This window comes from Synechococcus sp. R5-15 (genome assembly GCF_047462035.1).
In the GTDB taxonomy this organism is placed as follows: Bacteria; Cyanobacteriota; Cyanobacteriia; order Thermostichales; family Thermostichaceae; genus Thermostichus.
Window position 1 is genome coordinate 1 of the sequence record NZ_JANSIK010000116.1, and the last position, 21,043, is coordinate 21,043.

Sequence of the window (21,043 nt, forward strand, 5' to 3'; positions counted from 1 at the left end):
GGTGGGGCATCCCGTTCTTTTCGCGTCAGCGGGACGTAGTCCTCAAGCGCAGGAAACGTCCTTTTCGCGCTAGCGGCGCGGAGCGCTAACCGGAGTCACTGTTCGCGTCAGCGGGACGGAGTCCTTGAAGCCTGCACTCTCTCGCTTTGGCGGCGCGGAGCGCTTTGCGTCAGCATGAGTGTGGGAGTATGTCACGTACCTTTAAGGCTGAGCGCAGAGGGATCCCATGGCGATCATCGTCCTGAAAGCCTGGTATTTGGATTCGGTGTTGTCTGCTTCTCAAGTCCAACAGAGGGCCCCCGACCTGCGCCTGAGCCGTACCGGCCTCTTGAAAACGGCGATGCGGGCCGACTTTCTCGACGATGTGGAGCAGGTGAAGGCTTCCGTATGGTGGCAGCGCTACCTGGAAGGAGAGCTGGTGGAGTTTTACATCGAAGGCAGCGGCGCCTACAGCATCTCCAACCTCGATTTGATCAGCCGTGAGATCTACTTTAATAAGCGGGCCACCCTGAACATGACCGAGCCGGTCATCTACTTCTGCGGCCAATCGGATTACCCCGACTCCAGCGCCACTCTGCACCGGGCATTGCAAGCCGTGGTAGAGACCCTCAATCGCAACCACGGGCCGGTTGTGCCCCTACAGCTGCAGGGATCCCTTCCCGCTGAGGCTGAGACCCCGCTCATCGATGCGGCCTTGATTCGCAAGCTCAAGCACGCGCTGCTGGTGGTGGCCGATGTAACCCCTGTGCAGGTGAATGGCCGGGGGCGTCCCCTACCCAGCCCTCAGGTCTGTCTGGAGTTGGGCTATGCCCTGCAATCGAAGCGCCCCGAACAATTGCTGCTGGTACAACTCCCCCGCGACGGCATCGAGGGATCCTTTCCCTTTGAGGTAGAGGGCAGCAGTTTTTTGAAAATCGCCGATCCCCAGCATCTGTCCGATCAATTGGGAGCCGAGATCGCCCGGCAGTTGCAGCGCAACCGGGTTATCTCCCTCTAGCCAGCAGCACCTATCCAACCTCCCCTCGCAGCCGTTAGACTCTTGGAGATGGTCACTCCTGGCCATGGGGGATCTGGCTCCCCGAAACCCAAACAGCCTCCATCGTCGCTACCTTTTCTCCCCTTGTGAACCATGACCCTGGCTAACGCAAATCCTTTGGTTTCGCCGGATCGCTCTGCGGCAGGTTGGCAGAGAGGTCTGAACAGCATAATGTTCCTGCTGCTGTTGGGGGTTCCCCTATCTTGGGTGGGGCACTTCCGGGGCTGGGATCCCAACCTGGTCTTCCTCTGTGCGGCTTTGGCGGTGGTGGCCTTGGCAAAGTTTATGGGTCAGGCCACGGAAGAGATTGCAGCCTTGACAGGGCCGACAGTCGGGGGGCTGATCAACGCCACCTTTGGCAATGCGGCGGAGTTAATCATCGGCTTGGTGGCACTGCGGGCGGGGTTGGTGGATGTGGTGAAAGCCTCCATCACCGGCGCGATCATCAGTAACCTGCTCCTGGTGGCCGGCTTGGCCATGTTTTTGGGCGGGATCAAGTTTCGGGAGCAGAGCTTTCGACCCGAGGTGGCCCGCATGAATGCCTCGGTGATGAACCTGGCGGTGGTGGCCTTGATCTTGCCCAGCGTGGTCACCTATGCCGATGCCAACTTGGGGGAGATCTCCATCCAAGAGCTATCCACGGCGGTAGCCCTGGTGCTGATCGGGGTTTACGGTCTCACTTTGCTGTTTTCCCTCAAAACCCACAGTTACCTCTACACCCTTCACGAAGCGGAAGCCGCAGAAGATGAGGCGGCCAGTCGCCTGGCCCCCAATCCGGTTTTGCAGGCGGAAGGATCCATTCCCCAAGTGCTGACGGCTCCGCCCGAGGGAGCCGGTTTGGGGTTTTGGGTGCTGGCCCTCTTGGGGTTGACGGTGTTGGTGGCGCTGGAGTCGGAACTGTTGGTGAGCACTCTAGAGGATACGCTGGAACACTTTCACATGACGCCGCTGTTTATGGGGGTGATTTTGTTGCCGATCATCGGCAACGCGGCAGAGCATGCGACGGCGATCACGGTGGCCATGAAAGACAAGATGGATCTCTCCTTCTCGGTGGCGCTGGGCTCGACGATGCAGATTGCCCTGTTTGTGGCACCCCTGCTGGTGCTGGCCGGGGATGTGCTGCATCAGCCCATGAACTTCAACTTCGGCATGGTAGAGTTGGTGGCCATTGCCGTCTCGGTGCTGCTGATCAATTCCGTCAGCAGCGATGGGCGCTCCAACTGGCTGGAAGGGCTACTGCTCTTGGCCACCTATGCCATCCTCGGGATTGCTTTCTTCTTTCTGGAGTGAGGCGTTAAAGTGTTCTGCACCGCTGACGCAAACGGCTCATGCTGCGAAGCTGCGAATGGTGCCCCGCACCGCTGACGGGAACGGTAGGCAGGCCGAAGCCGAGGAAAACGGGATCCCTGTTGTGGCCTCTCCTTTTCGGTGCATCTTTTGCCCTATCCCCCATAGGCGGGCCCGCATGGGGGCAGGAAGCTGCTGAAAACAACGGCACCGCCCCCAACCTGCCTTTGCTCAACCGTTTGGATGCCCTAGAAGAGCTGCGGCAAGCGCTTAGCCTCCCCACCTCCTCTGTCCAGGCGGAGGCCGTGACGCTGGATGGGCGGCGTTTGTTCGTGGTTACCGCACCGCAGGGGGATCCCGGCAGCCTGCCTCCGGTGTCGCAGCGGGTGCGCTCCATTGAACAAACCCTGCACCAGTTGGCCAGCGCCGGATTCGATCCAGAGGCGCTGCAGGTTGAAGTCACCCTGGACGGCCAGACCAACCAGCCTGTTATCCGGGTGAATGGGCGACATTTGCTAACCATCACCTCCCTCGATGCTCAATTCCAGGGCGCCCAACCCATGGACTGGGCTGAGCAGGTAGCCGGCATTGTTGAGGAAGCGCTGCGCACTTCGCAACGGGAGCGGCAGCCTCAATTTTTGCGCCGCCAAGCGGTGATTGCCCTCGGCATCCTGGCTGTGGTAGGGAGCCTGAGCCAGCTCTGCCAGCGAAAACGGCGACGGCTGCAGCAAAAACGCGATGCCCTGCAGACGGAATACCAGGCCATCCAAGCAGAGATTCAGGAGCGCCTAGCGGGGGAAGAGCAGCCGGGCGTGGATCCCGTCTTGGTCGAACAACAGGCCGGACGCAAACGGCAGGAATCCTATTTAGAGCTGCAAATTCGCCTGCTGCGCCTGGTGCAAATTGGCCTGTGGGTGGGCGGAGTTGGGGTGAGCTTGGGCCTTTTCCCACAAACGCGACCCCTGCAAACGTTTTTCCTGGTTTCGCTGCGCGGCCCTCTGTTGCGGTTGACAGGGGTGGGCCTGGCCACCTATGGCAGTGTTTGGCTGAGTGGACTGGTACTGGATAACCTCTTTGCTGCCCTGCGCCAAGAGCAAAATGCCCCCACCTATCGCCTCAGCAAACGCCTCAGCACCTTTGCCAGCGTCTCTAAAGGAGTTGCAGCCACTACCTTGGTCTTGCTCGGATCCCTGGCTGGCCTGGCCTCGGTGGGGGTCAATATTGGCCCCTTAGTGGCCAGCCTAGGCTTTATTGGGCTGGGGATTTCCCTGGCTGCTCAGGATCTGATTAAGGACGTGATCAATGGGCTGTTGATTTTGATCGAAGATCAATTTGCCGAAGGGGATGTGATCGTGGTGGACGGGCGGGGCGGCCTTGTGGAACACATGGATCTGCGGCTAACCCAGTTGCGCAACACCGAAGGCAGCTTGATCTCTATCCCCAACAGTGCCATCCGGGTGGTGGAGAACCTCTCCAACGGCTGGTCACGGGTGGATCTGGGGATTGTGATCGCCTATGAAAACGATCTGGAACAGGCAATACGCATCACCGAGCAGGTGGCTCTGCAGATGTACCGGGAGCCAGCTTGGCGGGAAAAAATCCTCGAGCCCCCCGAAATGCACGGTGTCGATGATCTGGGGGAGCGGGGGATCACGCTGCGCATTTGGATCAAGGTGCAGCCTCTGCAGCAGTGGAGGGTGGCGCGGGAATACCGCCGTCGCCTCAAGCACGCCTTCGATCAAGCAGGGATCCAGATTCCTTTCCCACAGCAGACCCTCTGGTTCCACAGCCCCTTGGAGATGCGCATCCAGGGTCTCAGCCCAGAGGAGACCCACCGCCTGCTGCACCTGATGGAATCGCGGCTCGAGGCTCGCCTGCGGGAAAGGGATCCCGTTGCAAACGACTTGACAAATTGACAAAATAGGCGGCTGCCGAAAGCTTCTACCCTTAGCCGCTCAGCCGGCTAGCAGTTTCAACAGGGCGGTCGCGCCAGCAGGCCGCAAGTCTAGTGACTACTCATCGCCGATGATTTCCGGCTCAGTCAGCTCATCCGACATTTCGATGACAGCGCGGCGGATTGGCTTCATCCAGCCATCTTCTATATCATCCGGATCCTCGTAGCGGCGGCGCTTGGCGCGGTTGGCCACCTGTACCGTGATGCGATAGCGATTTTTGGAAGCGTTGATCAGAGCCTCTACCCGACGCATCAGCTCGTCATTGTCAATAGCCAGTTGATTCTTGCGGGAAGCCATAATCGCAGTCTTAAATCTTGATATCTTGTTGCCACCAGGATCCCAACGAGACTCCGTCCCGCTAACCCGAAAGGACTCCGTCCCGGTACCGCGATCCTAGCAGAGAACCTTCCAGTTCTTGCATTCCTGTAGCGTTGCATGGCAATAGGGTGGGACTTTTGCCAAGAACTCATTTGTCAAGATTTGTCAAGAACTCATTTGTAGAGCAGCTTGCTCTGCTCTTGTACAACTCACAGGGGCTGCTAATCCAGCAAAAACTGTACCCACTTCGGCGGGGGTGGCAGCGGGCAACGAAAGTGCTCCATCACCAGGGCGGCCACCAAATGCACCGTGAATACGTAGATGAGGGAATTGAAGGCAATAAATCCCACCACCACCACCTGAACCATCCAGGGTTCTGCCACCCAGTAGACGCCCCATCGGCTGAGGGACACATCCAGGAGCCAGTTGGTTAGGCCGGTAAGTTGAATGGTTACGTAGATCCAGAGGTTTTCCCCCACCAGTAGGGAGGAAAGCACCAACTGAAAGATCAAGCCCAGGGCGCTGAGCACAGCCCCGCTCACCACCGAGACGTACCAGGAAAGACGCTGCTGCCACAGGCGGGCACACCAATAGCCCAGCAGACCATAGGGAATGACATAGAGAATGCTGCGCGTGGGCCCTATCAGCACCGTCAGCAACAGGCCGGAGACCACCAGGGCCATTGCCCCTGTGCGGGGATCCCAGCGCATCACCGCCAGCGCCACCGGAATGGGGAAAAACAGACGTATAAAGGGGGCCAGCGGCGTGTAGCTCAGGATCCAGATCAAGGCCGCGGTACTGGCCAAAAAAGCCGTTTCCACCACCCTCAAAGCCGGAGAACGGGGAGGTGGGGGGGGTAAGGGAGGAAAGTCATCCTGCACAGAAGGCTGAGGCGGCGGGGGCACATCCAGAAAAGCACAACTTTTCCCAGCTTAGCTTGTCGGGGTGTGGGGGTAGCTAAGCCCCGCACTGTACTCGTAGAGTCAGTGTCGGGATACAGATACCCCCACATGGTGTATGATGGGAGTACTTGCACAAAACGGCTTTTGCCGGAATCTGGTGCAACTAGGCGGTAGGGCATTCCGTGTCTGCTCGTGGAGGGTTCTTGCGTAGGCTCCCCGATGAAGCGAGAAGCCCACGCTGTACCCGTAGGGTCAGCGATGGGAGTATGTCACGCCACCGGTTGCCGGGTTGGGCGAATTGTTGCCCAGAGGTGTGGATCTGGACTGCAAATCGGCTACAGGATAGGCCCTGTTGTCGATTGGGGCTGCCTCAGCGGATCCCTTTTGGATTTCAGGACATTCGGCAACATTTCCCAAGGCCAACCGTGAACCGACCCCCATCGGCCAGTCTCTCCTGACCCTACCCATCAACTTGTCTTGAAACGACTAGGGCGTTCTGATAAAGTTGAGGCGGGATTTGCCCTGAGAGAGCGGGATCCCTTCTGGACAAGTCTAGGGTCAATGCTATGGCAGTGCGGGTGGGCATCAACGGTTTTGGCCGCATCGGACGGCTGGTGTTGCGGGCTGCTTGGGGCTGGGAAGAGCTGGAATTCGCCCACATCAACGAGATCAAAGGGGGAGCTGCGACGGCGGCCCACCTGTTGAAGTTTGACTCGGTGCAGGGCCGCTGGACTATCGATATCGAGGGATCCGATAACCGGCTGCGCATCCAAGAGAAAACCCTCACCTTCAGCGAACACAAATCCCCCGGTGAAGTGCCCTGGGCAGAGTTGGGGATCGAGCTGGTGTTGGAATGCTCGGGCAAGTTTGTCAAGGCAGCAGAGCTGGATCCCTATTTTAAGGCGGGGGTGCGCAAGGTGATTGTGGCTGCTCCCGTCCAAGACAAGACAGCCCTCAACATCGTCATGGGTGTCAACGATCACCTGTACGACCCGGCCCGGCACCATTTGCTCACGGCGGCTTCCTGCACCACCAACTGCCTGGCTCCTTTGGTGAAGGTCATCCACGAGGGAATCGGCATTGTTCACGGGGTGATCACCACCATCCATGACGTCACCAATACCCAAACCATGGTGGATGCCCCCCACAAAGACCTGCGGCGGGCCCGCTCCGCTCTGCTGTCTTTGGTGCCCACCACCACCGGCTCGGCCACGGCCATTGGGCTGATTTACCCCGAACTCAACGGCAAGTTGAACGGCATTGCCGTGCGCGTGCCCCTCTTGAATGCTTCCCTAACCGATGCCGTGTTCGAAGTCAGGCGGCCCACCACCGTGGAAGAAGTCAATCACCTCTTAAAAACTGCAGCCGAGGGCGAACTCAAGGGGATCCTCGGCTACGAGGAGCTGCCCCTGGTCTCGGTGGATTTCAAAGGGGATCCCCGCTCCAGCATTGTGGATGCGCCCTCGACGATGGTGGTGGATGGCGCCCAGGTGAAGATCCTGGCCTGGTACGACAACGAATGGGGCTACGCCAACCGCATGGCGGAACTGGCCCGCAAAGTGGCCCGCAGTCTATAGAAACATCTCCCTTGGAGACCTGCCCATGACTTCTGTTTCGACGGCTCAAGCCTCTGCGGTTCGCAACTACGCCCTGGTTACAGCGGCCTATTGGGGGTTCACCATCACCGATGGCGCCATCCGCATGTTGGTGCTGCTGCACTTCCACAAGTTGGGCTTTACCCCGATCCAAATTGCCATGCTGTTTCTCTTCTACGAGATCTTCGGGGTTATTACCAACTTCCTGGGCGGGTGGATTGGATCCCTGTTTGGCCTGCGGCTGACCCTGTATGGGGGCATTGCCATCCAGATCTTCGGTTTGGTGATGCTGGGCGTGTTGAACATGCAGTGGCCGGTCTGGGGTCAGGTGGCCTACGTGATGACCGCCCAAGCTCTGGCCGGGATTGCCAAAGATCTCACCAAGATGAGCTCCAAAAGCGCCATCCGCCTGGTGGTGCCCAAAGAAGCGGAATCCCGCCTGTTTCGTTGGGTGGCTATGCTCACCGGATCCAAAAACGCCCTCAAGGGGGTGGGGTTCTTTGTGGGAGCCGCTCTGCTGCAGATCTTTACCGAAATCTACGGCGATCCCCTAGGCTTCCGCATGGCCAACTTTGTCCAGGCGGGGGCGCTGGCTCTGATCTTCTGTTCGGGGGCCCTGCTGCCGGCAGACATGGGCAAAATCAAGGCCAAGATCCCCTTCAAGCGGCTGTTTTCCAAGAGCAGAGAGATCAACATCCTCTCGGCGGCCCGCTTTTTCCTGTTTGGATCGCGGGATGTGTGGTTTGTGGTGGCCCTGCCGGTGTTTCTCTACGACGAGCTGGGCTGGACTTTTATGCAGGTGGGCAGTTACATGGCCATCTGGGTGATTGGCTATGGGTTCATTCAGTTTGTAGCGCCGCAACTGCTGGGTGGGGGTCGCCCTGGCCGTGCTCCCAAGGCCCGCACCATCCAGATTTGGACCTTCGTGCTGACGGCGGTGCCGGCGATCATTGCCACAGCCTTCATGGCCGGGCTGGCACCGGAGCTGGTGATCACCGGCGGCTTGATCCTGTTCGGGATCGTCTTTGCCTTCAATTCGGCAGTGCATTCCTACCTGGTGCTGGCCTACACGGAAGACGACGACGTAGCCCTCAATGTGGGCTTTTATTACATGGCTAATTCCGGCGGGCGGCTGTTGGGGACGGTAACTTCTGGGATCCTCTTCCAGTTCTACGGATTGGAGGGCTGTCTTTGGTTTTCCACCCTCTTGATCTTGGCGGCGGGGCTGTTCTCGTTGAAATTGCCGGATCCGAGCAAAACCCCGGTGGAGTGGGTGGTTAAGCCAGGGGATTGAGGATGGAGGGCTACCAGCCGAGATGATGCAGTCCGCTCAACCCAATCCACACATGGATGGGCAGGGAAAGAAGTCTGCGCTGCCGATGCAACTCAGCCCAAACAAGAGGCCCAACGATGAGATAGTAAAGGAGCAAGCAGCTTTTCCGGCAGACTATGAGCCTGCGCATCGTTCCCACGACGCCCTTTCCCGGCCAAAGACCCGGCACTTCTGGCCTGCGCAAGCCGGTGTCCGTGTTTCAGCAGCCCCACTACCTGGAAAACTTCGTCCAATCCATTTTTGATGTCCTAGAGGGATCCGCCGGCCAAACCCTGGTGGTGGGGGGAGATGGCCGCTACTACAACCGCGAGGCCATTCAGATCCTGCTCAAGATGGCGGCGGCCAACGGCATCGGGCGAGTCCTAGTGGGCCAAGGAGGGATCCTCTCCACGCCGGCGGTTTCCTGTCTCATCCGCAAGTACGGCGCCTACGGGGGGATCATCTTCTCTGCCAGCCACAACCCCGGCGGCCCCCAGGGGGATTTTGGCATTAAGTACAACATCGGCAACGGTGGCCCTGCCCCGGAGAAGGTGACCGAGGCCATTTACGCCCGCACCCAGCAGATCCGGGAGTACCGCATCCTGGAAGCTCCCGATGTCGATCTGGATCGCTTGGGCGAGCAACGGCTGGGGTCCCTCACGGTGTCCGTCATCGACCCGGTGGCCGATTACTTGAGCCTGATGCAGCGTCTGTTCGATTTCGAGGCCATCCGCGACTACCTGGCTTCCGGGATCCGCATTGCCTTCGACGCCATGCACGCCGTCACCGGCCCCTATGCCCACGCCATTTTGCAGGGATCCCTGGGAGCACCAGAGGGCAGTGTGCTCAACGGGCAGCCCCTGCCGGATTTTGGCGGCGGACACCCGGATCCCAACCTGGTGCATGCCCGCTCGTTGGTGGAACTGTTGTTTCGGGAAGATGGGCCGGACTTTGGTGCCGCTTCCGATGGGGATGGGGATCGCAACCTGATCCTGGGCCGTCAATTTTACGTGACCCCCAGCGACAGCTTGGCAGTCTTGGCTGCCAATGCCCACCGGGTACCCGGCTACCGAGAAGGGCTGGCGGGAATTGCCCGCTCCATGCCCACCAGCCAGGCAGCGGATCGGGTGGCGGCCAAGCTGGGGATACCTTGCTACGAAACGCCTACCGGCTGGAAATTCTTCGGCAACCTGCTGGATGCGGGCAAAGTTACCCTCTGCGGGGAAGAGAGCTTCGGTACCGGATCCCACCACATCCGGGAAAAAGACGGGCTCTGGGCCGTCCTGTTTTGGCTGAACATTTTGGCCGTTCGACGGCAGCCGGTGCGGCAGATCGTGGAAGAGCACTGGCGCACCTATGGGCGCAACGTCTACTCCCGTCACGACTACGAGGGACTGCCGGTGGAGGTGGCCGAGGCGCTGATGGAAGACTTGCGACGCTCCCTGCCCGGGTGGGTGGGCCAGCGCCTGGGATCCCAGCTGGTGGCCTACGCTGACGACTTCAGCTACACCGATCCCGTGGACGGCAGCACCACCAGCCACCAAGGGATCCGCATTGGCTTTGAGGATGGATCCCGCATCATCTACCGGCTCTCGGGAACCGGCACCCACGGAGCCACCCTGCGGGTGTACCTGGAGCGATTGGAGCCGGATCCCGCCCGGCATGGCCTGGATCCCCAAGTGGCCTTGGCCGAACAGATTCAACTGGCCGATCACCTTGCCCAGATTCGCGCCCGCACCGGTCGGCAGCAGCCAGACGTCATCACCTAGCCCGTCGCAACAGTGGACAGGGAGCCTTCCCAGGGAAGCGGGGATCAGGGCCTGAGGCCATCCAAGCCGGTCGCTTCGGCGTCGCGGAGCAGAAAGGTGCCGATAGGGGAGGTGATGGGAGAGGTCAGTTGAAAATCTCCCCGCTCTTGGGTGAGGCCCACCGGGCGACTGGGGAAAGCCACCAGGATCCCTTCCAAGCGCAGTGACTCTGCCACCGGATCGTAGGCAAAGCGCAGCTCAAAATCCCGCAGGTCACGGCGGACTTCCACCCGGCGGATCCCTTCTTCCGTCAGGCCCAAGCGCAGCCGCCAGTGATTTTGCCATCGCGTGCCGAGGGTGGCATCCAGCTCCAGACCATAGGTAGAGATCTGGCCCAACCGGGGATCGTAAACCGCCTGCAGCGCATAGCTGATCCCCGGCTCATACACATCCAGGCCAGAGCGTTGATCCCGGTTAAATGTGGTGCTGCTGCGTCCCCGATACTCCAGACGAACGGGTTGGAGCTGTCCCTGGTTCAGGTCGTAGGCCGTCTGCAACTGAATGTTGAACAGATCAGGGGCGGTGCTCCAGGTGAAGTTGGCGTTGAGGGTATCCCACTTCTGGGTGATGAAGTCGTAGCCAAGGCTGGTGTCCAGGCGCACCAGGTTTTTCACCTCTGCCTGCAGCTCCTGCAAGTTGCGGGAGGCAATCGCTGCCAAATCCTCCGGGGTATCGTCGGGGAAGGTCAGGGCTATCGGCAGCTCGCCGGGCAGGTCATCTTCAAAGGCAATGTAGCCTGGGGGGACATTGGGCAGAAGATCGCGGGGCGTAAAGAAGCTGATGTTGGCATTGATGCGATCCACATCTTTAGGGCTGGTGGAGAGGGTTTGGAAGGGCACAGAATTGTTGCCGTAGAAGGTGCGGCTGTAGCGCAGGTCGATGGTATTCCAGTCGGCAGGTCTGAGACTGAGGCGAGGGTTGAGGCTGACGGTAGACTCCTGGTCAGGAGTGGAGTAGAGGACTTGGGTGTAATCGATAGAACCCGGCATGAAGGTGATCCAGGGAGCCGGTTGAATATCGTTGAACTGAAAACTGGAGCGCAGCTCGTAGCGATTGAAAAAGTGGAGACCTGCCCCCACCTCCTGATCCGGCTGTTGCTCTTGAGTTAGGGTGAGGGCGCTGCTGAGAGCAATATCGGGCGTGATGCGAATGAGGTCGGGGTTAAAGGCCAGCTCGAAGTTGCGACGCGGCTCGTTGTCGCCATTGGAACTGCTGTAGGCACGGTAGGCCAGGCGATAGGTACCTCCCCAACCGGGTGGGGTCAGTTGAGTGCCCAGCGTCAACCGCGCATCGGCAAAGTCGGGGCCATCTTTGACGCTCACCCGCTGGTTGTAGTCCAAGCGCAGATCCGATTGCAGCCAATGCACGCCCCCGTAGCGCTGAGTGTGGCTGAGGGTGAGGGGGAAGCTGTAGATGCCCCGCTCCTGGGATCCGGTGCGGCTGATGTTGAGGGTGGTGGTGGAGAGATCCCCCTGAAAGGTGGCGTTGAGGCGGAGATCGGCGTTGTCGTTGCGTCCGCCGGCAGGACGGTAGGTGTTGTCCAGGTTGAGGTTGAGCTGTCCCCGCAGTTGGCCTTCCTGCCCAAAGAGGTTGGCAGCGTAGAAGTCGAAGTTGTGGTCGATGCGGAAACGGCTGGAGAAGCGCTGTTGGTCAGCTTCGGTCACCAAGTAAAACTGGGCTCGCCCGTAGTTGACGCTGTCCGGGATGGGCAGGATGTAGTCATGCAAGAAACCAATGCCCACCCCTTTTTTCTGGATGGCATCCAGCCGCAGGCCGCCGAAGTTGTATTCGTCGAAGCGGTAGGCCCAACTGGATTTGACAAACACCCCCTCTGTCTCGCTGCGCCCCGGCAGCACCCATTGGTGATCTCGCAGGCTGTAGATGAACAGGGGGAAATAGGCGATCTGAAGGCCCGCCCGCAGATCCCCTGCTTCTGTCAGCTCGCCGCCGGCAAACACGCGGGCGTCGTAGACGATCACCCGGTCATCGGGAAACACCTCCACCCGATCCCCTTGCACGTAGTGGGTGATGGGCGGCTCTGGCGAGGTGGTGACGGTGGCTTTCTCGAAAAAGATCTGATCCCCCAAAATGGCGGTGGTCTCTTGGCTGCGCACAAAAACCTTGGTGCCCGGCTCCTCCCCCGGCAGAATGACCAGCGAGCTCTCAAATTGGGCGGTGCGACCGGGGATATCCAGATCCAAATTTCGCCCTTCGATTTGCCGGATCCCGCGCCCTTGGGGGCCAGGGGGCTGCTCCATGCGAAAAGGGCCCTCGCTGCGCAGGCGTCGCTCCCGCCGATAAAACAGCAGCCGGTCGCCGGTGATGCGGGTGCCGTCGGCCAGTTGGATCAAGGCGTTCCCCTCGGCAATGCCCAGGTCTTGTTCGGCGATGTAGCTGAGCACATCCCCACTCACGTTGATTTGATCCGGGTCAAGGGGAATTTGCCGCTGCGCGGTGGCCGAGAGCTGCTGGCGGATTTGGGATCCCTGGCTAACGTTCCCTGTCGCCGAGACGGCATCTGCCCCGGTGCCCAGATCCCGCAAAAGGGGGAACTGCTCCAGCAGTTGAGGAGCCAGGGGTGAGCCAGCGGTGGGGATAAAGGCTTCCGTTCCCCTTGGAGGGGATCCCGTCAGCCCCGACCCAGGGGTGGCCTCTGCCAACAGGACACCGCCCAAATCCAAGCTCCCACCGGCTTGGGAGATCAGGGGAGGAATGGTCTTGGGGGAAGCTGGGATCCGATTTAACCTTGCCTCTGAACCGGCTCCACCTTGCAGTTGGGCCGTAGCCCGGTTTTCGCCATTGGATTCCGATCGCGTCAGCGGGACGGAGTCCTTGGTGGGGCGCAGCCAGGGTTGCTCTTCCACCTGCAGGGCTTCAGCCTGAGAAGTCATGGGCTGGGAAAGCCGAAGGGAGTTCAGGCTGGGAACTGCCGCGGTGGGCGTCGCCGGTGAAGGGGGTTGGGGAGAAGGTGTTGCCTGGGCCTGCTGCGCCTGTCGCCGAGCATGGGCTGCTGCCCCTTCGGCCAACAGCCGTTGTAGCCGCTGTCGGTTCAGTTCTTCTGGCGTGAGGGGCTTTTCAGGAGAGTTGGCAAGGGGAGGGGATCCAAAGTCTGAAACCGGGGCCGTAGGGGGTGGGGTTGCCGCAGTCAAGGCTGTAGCAGGCAGAGAAGATTGCGCCTCGGCCAAGGTGATGGGCTCCTCATCGGCGGCAGCCATCGGTTCTGGGCTGGAAGCCCGGCGGGCCAGTTGCAGGCGCTGAGCAAGTGTTTGCGCTGACCGAAAGCGCTGGTAGCCCTCCAGAGAGAACTCCGTCCCGCCGACGCCAACAGTGGGCAGGGGGTCCAACTGGGCGAAGACGGCCTCCCCCGTCCCCAACCACAGGGAGCCGCCCCAGCAAAGAGCCAACCACTTTGCCCAAGGGCTGAAGTCAGGGGGGAAGTTGCAGGATTTCACCGTAAAAACCGCCACAGTAAAGAGAAGCCCACCCCACCGAAAATCATATTCGGCAACCAGGCAGCCAGCCAGGGATCGATATGCTCCACTCGACCCATCGCTCGTCCCAGGCTCATCAGTACATAGTAAATAAACACCAGAACAATCGCTAGCGCCACGCCGCCGTAGCGCCCCGTTTGCCGCACCGTTTGCAGGCCCAAGGGGGCAGCCACCAAGATGGCGAAAAAGCTGGCCAAAGGAATGGCGAACTTGAGGTGGTATTCCGTCAGGCAGCGGGCCACATCGGCAGAAGGGCGTTGCTCCGCTCGATATCGCTGGCACTGCTCCCACAGCTCCCCCGCCCGTTGCTCTTGGGGCACTTTTTCCGCGTACACCAGGCCCACCAGTTTGTTGACGATGTTGAGCTGCATTTCTTCCACCTGGCCTTCATAGTAGGTGCGCCCCTGCTCGTCATAACGGCGGATCACCACATCTCGCAGTTGCCACGATTGGCCCACCTGCTGCGCGGTTTGAGCGGAGATCACCTGCGGATAGCGCAGGTGGCCGGTCTCAGCTTTGCGATCCAGGATCAACAAATCCTGCATCAAGCCGGTCTTCGGGTCAATCGATCCGACATGAAACCAGAGATCATCATCCACCCGCACGATCTCTTCTGGATTAAACAAAAGAGCATCTTGAGCCAAGATGAGGTTCTTGTTCAGGATTTTCACCTTTTGGTTGGTTTCCGGCACAATCACTTCATTGGTCAACAGTGCCAAGCCGCTGATCAGCAGGCCAATACAGAGCACGGGGATAAACACTTTGCGATAGGGGATCCCAGCAGCACGCAGGGCGGTGATCTCGCTGTCGGCTCCCATTTTGCCCAGGGTGAGCAAGGTGGCAAAGAGGCCGGCAATGGGAAAGGTGACCACCAAAATGGCGGGCAAATTGAGGAGGAGAATGTGCAAAATGGTCAGGGGAGGGGCGCCCTTTTTCACCAGCAGATCGGTGTAGATAAACAGCTGGTTGCCCAGCATCATCACCGTGCCCCCGGCCACCCCCAGAAAGAAGGGGCGGATCATCTCTTTGAAGAGATAAAACTCCAAAAAGGCAGCTCCCAATCTCAGGGATCCCCAAAAGCTGCCCGCTTGAGCAGGGGTTCTGCGCAGTTTGCCCTCGGCGAGTGGAGCCGTCATGACATCACCTCGGATCACAACCTCAGCCAAACCTGGACGATCAAAAACCACAGATGGCTCCCCGAGGGGGGATCCCATCAGAGGGCGTCGGTGATGCGAAACTGAAACATGCCCTGCTGTTGCCCGTCCCCTTCGACGGTGTATTCATCTTGTTTTATGTTCAGGGTAACCAGCTTGCCACTGAGGCGATTGGCGCCCCGGCACATCTGATCCAGCGCGTTGCGGCCCGGCAGAGCTTGGGTGCTCTCCCCGGGAAGGCGGCCGACCTCTCCCCGATCGCAGAGCACCACAGGAGCCTGTTCGGCGCTGATTTTGAAAATTTGTTCTCGGTCAAAGTAATCGGCGCGATCCCCTTCGATGGCGCGGTTGGCCTGCACAATAACCACATTGCCAAAGAAGCGGGCATCGCCGCTGGCTTGGTCGATCTCCACCCGGTCGGCGTAGATCACCGTCGGCTGATCCACATCGGCCTGGGTCTCCGGGTTTTGTAGCCGCCGCGCCAGCCACTCCCCCTCGATCTGCTCGATCACCACCTCTCCCCGCAGCTCCACTTTCTCAGGGGTGATGGTGGCCTGGTTGGCCTTGGCCCTACGTCCCCGCTGGATAAACTCGACGGCATCGCTAAACTCGGAAGTGCCGGTGCGGGAGTTGTAAACCAGGCGGGCAGCCCGCACCTCGGTTTCGGCTTGGCGCAGCTCCTCTGTCAGGGATCCCTCGCTGGGCGCCGGAGTGGAGGTAGCCATCTGCCGGTAGAGGACGTTGTCTTCAAAGAGGAAGATCTTGTCGCGGTGGTTGCCCTCCAGGCGGGCGGAGGTGAGCACCCGTCCGGGTTCTTCCAGGGTAACTCCTCCCGTCAACAGACTTTGGGATTCGCGGCGGCGGTAGGTGCCCTGGGCCGCCTGGATGATGGTTTCCCCCTGGCGGATCTCCAGGTTGCCTTCCCCTTGGGCAATTTGTGTGTTGCGGTCGTACGTGAGGCGGTCGGCAATGATGGTGACTTCTTGATCCTGTTGGTCTGGGGTCGCCTCCGGGCCGGGAGAGGCCTGGGCCAAGCGCAGATCGGCCAATAAGGGATCCCGGCTGCTGTCGCCGGCCACCTCTTGCAACACCACACCGCCGGAGAGAATGCTTTGGGCCTGCTGGCGCAGGTAGGTGCCTTGGGGAGCGCGAATCTCGATGCCGCGTTCGCGAATGCGCAGGTTCCCTTTCCCCTCGGCCACCTGGTTGGTGCGGTCGTAGGTGATCTGGTCGGCGGTGATGGTGGTGGAGGTGGGTGCCGAGCCGTTTGGGGGCAACACTATCAGCTTGCCCTGCTCGGCCCTGAGAAGGGCAAATTGAAAGTTAAACGAGCCAGAGCGGCCCTGCAACACCATTTCCCGGCCTTTGAGGGTGAACTCCGCGGGCACCTCGATGCGTTCTTCGGGGGTGACTCTCAGGGCGCTGGTCAAGAGCAGGCTGCCGTCGCCGCTCCTCACCTCCACCTCCTCATCCAAATACAGCTCGTCGGCGGTGGCATTGTAGCGGGCTCGCTTGGCCCGCCAAGTCATCTGCTCGCTGCTATCAAAAAAGGGATCCGGCACCCCTTCCTGTCGGTCGGCGCTTTCTCCGTAGAAGTAGCCGTGCGCCCCCTGCTCAAATACCTGTTGCCCGGCTGCCAGATCCACCTGCTCGGCGATCAGTCGCCACCGCTGATGGCCTCCCCGACGACCCAAGATATCTACCCTGCGGCTGACCGAGAGGGGCTGGTCGGGGGGAGGAGACTCCACCTTCACTTCTTCGATGTCGATCGACAAGGCCCAGCCCACCAAAGCAGCCAAGATGCTGCTCCCCAACAGCGCCACTCCCAGGTTGGAATTGAAGAATCGCCCCATCCTATTCTTGCTGCCGCCTCACCTCGACCCGAACCGATGACTCACCTCAGAGGCCATGCTCTGACCTAGCGCACTAGGCTGTAGCTTATCTCATTTTGCCGGCTGCACCGGAGGGATCCCGCGCACACCTAGCCTTAAGCCGACTTTTCAGCCTTTAGCCATAGCGGCTGAGGATGAACCCTAGCCCCAGAAACAGCCCCAGCCAAAAATGGAGACTGACGGCGATGAACTTGGAGTGGCTAATCCGCTGCGGCTGATCGTGATAGGTACCCAGCAGGCGGGAAAGCCGCACTGCAAACGGGATCCCCGCCAAACTCAGCAGTGTCCAAGCCGGAAAGATCCCCAGCCCCACAAACAGCAGCATCAAGGCAAAAAGGCTGCTGCAGAGCCAGGGGATGAGGCGGGCCGAGCGCAAGGTTCCCAGGCGGGCCACCGGCGAGCGCTTGCCACAGGCTAAGTCATCCTGCACTTGATGGAAATGGGAACAAAACAAAATCAAGCTGGTCGCCATTCCCACCACCAGTGAGGCCGCTAACCCCGGCAGCGACCAAGTCTGGCTTTGGCTGTAGTGGGCGGCCAAAACCGCCAGCGGCCCAAAGCTGAAAAAGCAGAGGATCTCCCCCAGGCCCTGGTAGCCCAGGCGCAGGGGCGGCCCTTGGTAGGCATAGCCCAGCCCGCAGGCCAGCAGCACCAACAGCAGCACCGTGGGATCCGATTGCCGCCAGCTCAGCCACAGGATCCCCAGCAGACCCAGGGCCAAAAAGGCATTCCCCACCCAAAACACCTGCCCCGGCTTGCCCGTCAGGTTGACCAGCGAGTGGAGTTTGTTTTTGTCCACCCCTGTCTGGGCATCGAACACGTCGTTGCTGAGGTTGACCCAGGCCAAGATGCAGATGGCAGCTCCCCAAAACACCCCCAAAACCCCCAAATCCAGCACCCCTGACTGGGCGTAGGCAATGGCGGATCCCACCCAGATGGGCATGATCGCCACACTGTACATGGGGGGCTTGAGGGCAGCCATCCACAATTGCCGGCGGGAGGGGTCACTCCATGCGACCTCTGCTGGTGGCTGCACTTGGCCGACATCTGGATTCATGGGAGTTCTCCTTGGGAAGCAAGCCTGCTCTGGGGCCTGTCTCTGGATCTGTCTACAACCATCTGCTCTGTAGGGTAGAGCGCCTGAGAAAGCATCCCCCAGGATGCTAAGAAACTTTGCAGTCCGTGAAGAAGCTCCTCAGATCTGGCCCCCAGAAGCTCAGGCTGCCGGCCCTTCTCCTAATCTCTTATCCTAAAGTCATCTTCTGCCGGTCTCCATCGACGGGTGTCCTGTTTTCGGCCAAGGTGGGATCGTCTTCTTTTTCTTGCGCATGACCTCTTCTCTTTCCCCTTGGAATGCCCACGGTACGCTTGAGTGCCTGGAGTGGCCGAGAGCATGGCCGCCGACTCGCACTTCTACCTGGACGGACGAGGCGAGGGATCGGCGCCACTGGGATCCCTTCCTAACCGCCTGCCAACAGATGGCGCGGGCGCGGGGCGTGCCCCAAATCCTCAGCTTGTCGCAGCCCATCCCAGAGCTGGATCCGCTGGCGGTGCTGGCCCAGAGGCTGGGTTCGCTCCCCACAAACCGATTCCCGAGCTACTGTTATCTCTCCCACAAGGCCCGCGGGGAAAGGGTGCGGGTGCTGGGGTGGGGATCCCTGCGGCAGGTTGATCTCGCGGGAGAAGGGGGCTTGCGGGCGGCACGGAGCTTTGTAGAAGAGCTGCAGCCCCACGTCCATGCCGCTTGCATTGGCAGAACGGAGCCCTCGGAAGTGGGAAGATTCCCAGACAGCCGGCAGGAACGCCCCCTGTGTTTCTGTCGCCTCAGTTTCAGCCCCAGGAGCAAAGGGGGGGCAGCGCTGGTGCTGCCACGTTGGCAACTGTTGCAGGTGCCAGACTCCTGGAGATCTCTGGCGGTGGCGCGGCTCAATCTGGAAATTGCTCCCGAAAGTGACCTAGCAGCTTTGGCCGGGCAGATCACCGCCTTTTTTGCCCAAATGGAGCGCCTTTCTCGATCCCCCTTGCCCTTGTGGGAATTGCAAGCTCCCGTGCCGGTGGAGGTGGAGGAAGCTGCCCTCTTGGGGCGCATCCAAAAAGCCCTGCAGGTGATTCAGGCGGGATTCTTAGAAAAGGTGGTGCTGGCAGAGGCTGTGGATCTGCACTTGCCTGCCTCGCCATCGATCCCGCCTCTGCTGGCTTATCTGGAAAAGCATCATCCCGATTGCAGCATCTTTGCCTTCGCCGCTCGCGCTACTCGGACGGAGTCCCTGGGGGCAGACAGGCGGGGGAGTTCGCCGGCCAGTCCTCTCCCTCTGACCCAAGAGGGGATCTCTCCCCAGGTTTTCTTGGGGGCCACTCCGGAGCGCCTGCTCTCTGTGTGGCAAGGTCGGGCGCAGATCGATGCCTTAGCCGGCTCCGCCGCCCGCGGCGCCACCCCTGTCCAGGATCGCCAGTTGGCCGAGGAGCTGCTCCGCAGCCCCAAAGACCGCCGCGAACACCAGTGGGTGGTGCGCTCGATCCAGGAGGCTCTGGGTCGGTTGGGGATGGATCCCTGCATTTCCCCGCAACCGCGGCTGCTCCGTCTAGCCAACATCCAGCATCTGCAAACCTTGATCGAGGCGGAGCTCCCCGCCGATGTACATCTGTTCGATCTGCTGGCCCAGCTCCACCCGACGGCAGCGGTGGGAGGGTATCCCCAACAGGCGGCGCTGCAGTGGCTAGAGCGGTTGGAACCCTTTGATCGCTCCAGCTATGCCGCTCCCTTGGGCTGGGTAGACTTACAGGGCAATGGCGAGTTTGTGGTGGGGATCCGCTCCGCCCTAATTCGGGGGAATTGGGCCCGCTTGTATGCCGGTGCCGGGATTGTGGCTGACTCCAACCCAGAGCAAGAGCTGGCCGAGATTCGTCTGAAGTTGCGCTCTCTGGTGCAGGCTCTGGCCTTGCGACCTGCAGCTCCTCCGCTCCCCAGCTTCTGAAGAGAGGGGATCAGGAAGATGTTTCTGCCGCCGCTGCGGGAGGTGGATACGAACCCCTCCACGAACAGCTACAGTGAGAAAGCCGGTCTTTGATTAGCCTCGGTGTCCTCTGCGGCATGGCGACCCTGAATCCCACCCATCCCCCTCGTATAGCCGGATCCCGCGCGCAAGTGGGGCTTTGGCCCGGCCTGATCCAGCACTATCGGGAATGGCTCCCCGTCAGCGCCAGCACACCTGTGGTCACGCTACATGAGGGCAACACGCCTCTGGTGCCTTCCCCGGCTTTGAGCCAACGGCTGGGGCGAGACTGTCAAGTTTACCTGAAGTTGGAGGGCCTCAACCCCACCGGTAGTTTCAAGGATCGGGGTATGACGATGGCCGTGTCCAAGGCCAAAGAGGCAGGGGCAGAGGCGATCATCTGCGCCAGCACCGGCAACACCTCGGCGGCGGCTGCTGCCTTTGCGGCCAAAGGAGGTCTGCGGGCCTATGTGCTGATCCCCGATGGCTACGTGGCCAAAGGCAAACTGGCCCAAACCCTGATGTACGGGGCGGAGATCATCGCCGTTCAAGGCAACTTCGACCAAGCGCTGGCTATGGTGCGGCAGCTGGCGGAAACCTACCCGGTGGCCCTGGTGAACTCGGTCAACCGCTTCCGCTTGGAAGGGCAGAAAACCGCCGCCTTCGAGGTGGTGGATGCTTTGGGGGATGCCCCCGATTGGCTCTGTATTCCGGTGGGCAACGCGGGCAACATCACGGCTTATTGGATGGGGTTTTGCCAGTACCGCCAGCAGGGCAAGGCTACCCGTCGCCCTCGTCTCTACGGCTTCGAGGCTGCCGGTGCTGCCCCCATGGTGTTGAACCGGGTGGTGGAACACCCAGAGACGGTGGCCACGGCCATTCGCATCGGCAATCCTGCCAGTTGGGTGAAGGCCAAGGCGGCAGTGCAGGTGAGCGGCGGCCAGGTGGATAGCGTCACCGACGAGGAGATTCTGGCAGCCTATCGTCTCCTGGCATCCGAAGAAGGGATCTTTTGCGAGCCGGCCAGCGCGGCCTCGGTGGCCGGATTGCTGAAATGGCGAGAGCAGGTGCCTGCTGGAGCACAGGTGGTGTGCGTGCTGACGGGCAATGGCCTTAAGGATCCGGACACGGCCAGCCACCAGGGATCCGCTCCTATCCACACCGGCGTTGTCCCTGAGCTGTCCGCTGTTGCTCGTCTGATGGGTTTCTAGCAGAAACCGCCCGCTGGTTAGGGTCAGCTAGAAATCGCAGGAGCCCCGCACTGTACCCGTAGGGTCAGTGTCGGGAGGAATGCGGAAGT

Annotated in this window: 14 protein-coding genes; 8 read left to right on the plus strand and 6 right to left on the minus strand. The window is 60.6% G+C overall.

Annotated features, from left to right (window positions below):
* Window positions 1-226 precede the first annotated feature (226 nt).
* The 3 genes from NW839_RS10350 to NW839_RS10360 all read left to right on the plus strand — a co-directional run bounded on the left by NW839_RS10350 (window position 227) and on the right by NW839_RS10360 (window position 4,239).
* A complete protein-coding gene (locus NW839_RS10350) occupies window positions 227-997 on the plus strand; it encodes a hypothetical protein (protein ID WP_414329723.1) in 771 nt (256 codons plus the stop codon).
* A 210-nt stretch (window positions 998-1,207) separates the two neighbouring features.
* Window positions 1,208-2,326, plus strand: a complete 1,119-nt coding sequence (gene cax / locus NW839_RS10355) for a calcium/proton exchanger (RefSeq protein WP_414351337.1) — start codon at window positions 1,208-1,210, stop codon at window positions 2,324-2,326.
* A gap of 38 nt (window positions 2,327-2,364) precedes the next feature.
* Window positions 2,365-4,239, plus strand: a complete 1,875-nt coding sequence (locus NW839_RS10360; protein ID WP_414351328.1) for a mechanosensitive ion channel family protein — start codon at window positions 2,365-2,367, stop codon at window positions 4,237-4,239.
* Between the two features lie 96 nt (window positions 4,240-4,335).
* Here NW839_RS10360 and NW839_RS10365 read toward each other — a convergent pair whose 3' ends face one another.
* Window positions 4,336-4,575 (minus strand): DNA-directed RNA polymerase subunit omega, encoded by a 240-nt coding sequence (locus NW839_RS10365; RefSeq protein ID WP_011433877.1) that lies wholly within the window; start codon window positions 4,573-4,575, stop codon window positions 4,336-4,338.
* A 242-nt stretch (window positions 4,576-4,817) separates the two neighbouring features.
* Window positions 4,818-5,501, minus strand: coding sequence for a DUF2232 domain-containing protein (locus NW839_RS10370; RefSeq protein WP_011433876.1), 684 nt, complete (start codon window positions 5,499-5,501; stop codon window positions 4,818-4,820).
* 563 nt (window positions 5,502-6,064) lie between these two features.
* On the opposite strand from NW839_RS10370, the gene NW839_RS10375 reads away from it, so the two are divergent.
* From NW839_RS10375 to NW839_RS10385, 3 genes are all read left to right on the plus strand, one after another.
* Window positions 6,065-7,075 (plus strand): ArsJ-associated glyceraldehyde-3-phosphate dehydrogenase, encoded by a 1,011-nt coding sequence (locus NW839_RS10375; RefSeq protein WP_414351329.1) that lies wholly within the window; start codon window positions 6,065-6,067, stop codon window positions 7,073-7,075.
* A gap of 25 nt (window positions 7,076-7,100) precedes the next feature.
* A complete protein-coding gene (gene arsJ / locus NW839_RS10380) occupies window positions 7,101-8,387 on the plus strand; it encodes an organoarsenical effux MFS transporter ArsJ (protein WP_414351330.1) in 1,287 nt (428 codons plus the stop codon).
* A 155-nt stretch (window positions 8,388-8,542) separates the two neighbouring features.
* Window positions 8,543-10,174: an alpha-D-glucose phosphate-specific phosphoglucomutase gene (locus tag NW839_RS10385; RefSeq protein ID WP_414351331.1), complete on the plus strand. Its 1,632-nt coding sequence runs from the start codon at window positions 8,543-8,545 to the stop codon at window positions 10,172-10,174.
* Between the two features lie 44 nt (window positions 10,175-10,218).
* Here NW839_RS10385 and NW839_RS10390 read toward each other — a convergent pair whose 3' ends face one another.
* From NW839_RS10390 to menA, 4 genes are all read right to left on the minus strand, one after another.
* Window positions 10,219-13,617 (minus strand): hypothetical protein, encoded by a 3,399-nt coding sequence (locus NW839_RS10390; RefSeq protein WP_414380634.1) that lies wholly within the window; start codon window positions 13,615-13,617, stop codon window positions 10,219-10,221.
* Between the two features lie 44 nt (window positions 13,618-13,661).
* Window positions 13,662-14,840 (minus strand): LptF/LptG family permease, encoded by a 1,179-nt coding sequence (locus tag NW839_RS10395; RefSeq protein ID WP_414351333.1) that lies wholly within the window; start codon window positions 14,838-14,840, stop codon window positions 13,662-13,664.
* A gap of 77 nt (window positions 14,841-14,917) precedes the next feature.
* Window positions 14,918-16,711 carry an LptA/OstA family protein gene (locus NW839_RS10400; RefSeq protein WP_414351334.1) on the minus strand — a complete coding sequence of 598 codons (1,794 nt, stop codon included), beginning with the start codon at window positions 16,709-16,711 and terminating at the stop codon, window positions 14,918-14,920.
* Between the two features lie 154 nt (window positions 16,712-16,865).
* The gene (gene menA / locus NW839_RS10405) at window positions 16,866-17,807 is read right to left on the minus strand and encodes a 2-carboxy-1,4-naphthoquinone phytyltransferase (RefSeq protein WP_414351335.1); all 942 of its coding nucleotides are present in this window, start codon (window positions 17,805-17,807) and stop codon (window positions 16,866-16,868) included.
* Window positions 17,808-18,078: 271 nt separating this feature from the next.
* On the opposite strand from menA, the gene NW839_RS10410 reads away from it, so the two are divergent.
* Window positions 18,079-19,725 carry an isochorismate synthase gene (locus tag NW839_RS10410; RefSeq protein ID WP_414351336.1) on the plus strand — a complete coding sequence of 549 codons (1,647 nt, stop codon included), beginning with the start codon at window positions 18,079-18,081 and terminating at the stop codon, window positions 19,723-19,725.
* A 170-nt stretch (window positions 19,726-19,895) separates the two neighbouring features.
* Window positions 19,896-20,954: a threonine synthase gene (thrC, locus tag NW839_RS10415; RefSeq protein ID WP_011433867.1), complete on the plus strand. Its 1,059-nt coding sequence runs from the start codon at window positions 19,896-19,898 to the stop codon at window positions 20,952-20,954.
* Window positions 20,955-21,043: the final 89 nt, after the last annotated feature.

Bases quoted from the DNA above. Each gene is read 5' to 3' on its own strand.
- NW839_RS10350 (WP_414329723.1), top strand. From the start codon at position 227: ATGGCGATCATCGTCCTGAAAGCCTGGTATTTGGATTCGGTGTTGTCT.
- cax (WP_414351337.1), top strand. From the start codon at position 1,208: ATGTTCCTGCTGCTGTTGGGGGTTCCCCTATCTTGGGTGGGGCACTTC.
- NW839_RS10360 (WP_414351328.1), top strand. From the start codon at position 2,365: ATGCTGCGAAGCTGCGAATGGTGCCCCGCACCGCTGACGGGAACGGTA.
- NW839_RS10365 (WP_011433877.1), bottom strand. From the start codon at position 4,575: ATGGCTTCCCGCAAGAATCAACTGGCTATTGACAATGACGAGCTGATG.
- NW839_RS10375 (WP_414351329.1), top strand. From the start codon at position 6,065: ATGGCAGTGCGGGTGGGCATCAACGGTTTTGGCCGCATCGGACGGCTG.
- arsJ (WP_414351330.1), top strand. From the start codon at position 7,101: ATGACTTCTGTTTCGACGGCTCAAGCCTCTGCGGTTCGCAACTACGCC.
- NW839_RS10385 (WP_414351331.1), top strand. From the start codon at position 8,543: ATGAGCCTGCGCATCGTTCCCACGACGCCCTTTCCCGGCCAAAGACCC.
- NW839_RS10395 (WP_414351333.1), bottom strand. From the start codon at position 14,840: ATGACGGCTCCACTCGCCGAGGGCAAACTGCGCAGAACCCCTGCTCAA.
- NW839_RS10400 (WP_414351334.1), bottom strand. From the start codon at position 16,711: ATGGGGCGATTCTTCAATTCCAACCTGGGAGTGGCGCTGTTGGGGAGC.
- menA (WP_414351335.1), bottom strand. From the start codon at position 17,807: ATGAATCCAGATGTCGGCCAAGTGCAGCCACCAGCAGAGGTCGCATGG.
- NW839_RS10410 (WP_414351336.1), top strand. From the start codon at position 18,079: ATGACCTCTTCTCTTTCCCCTTGGAATGCCCACGGTACGCTTGAGTGC.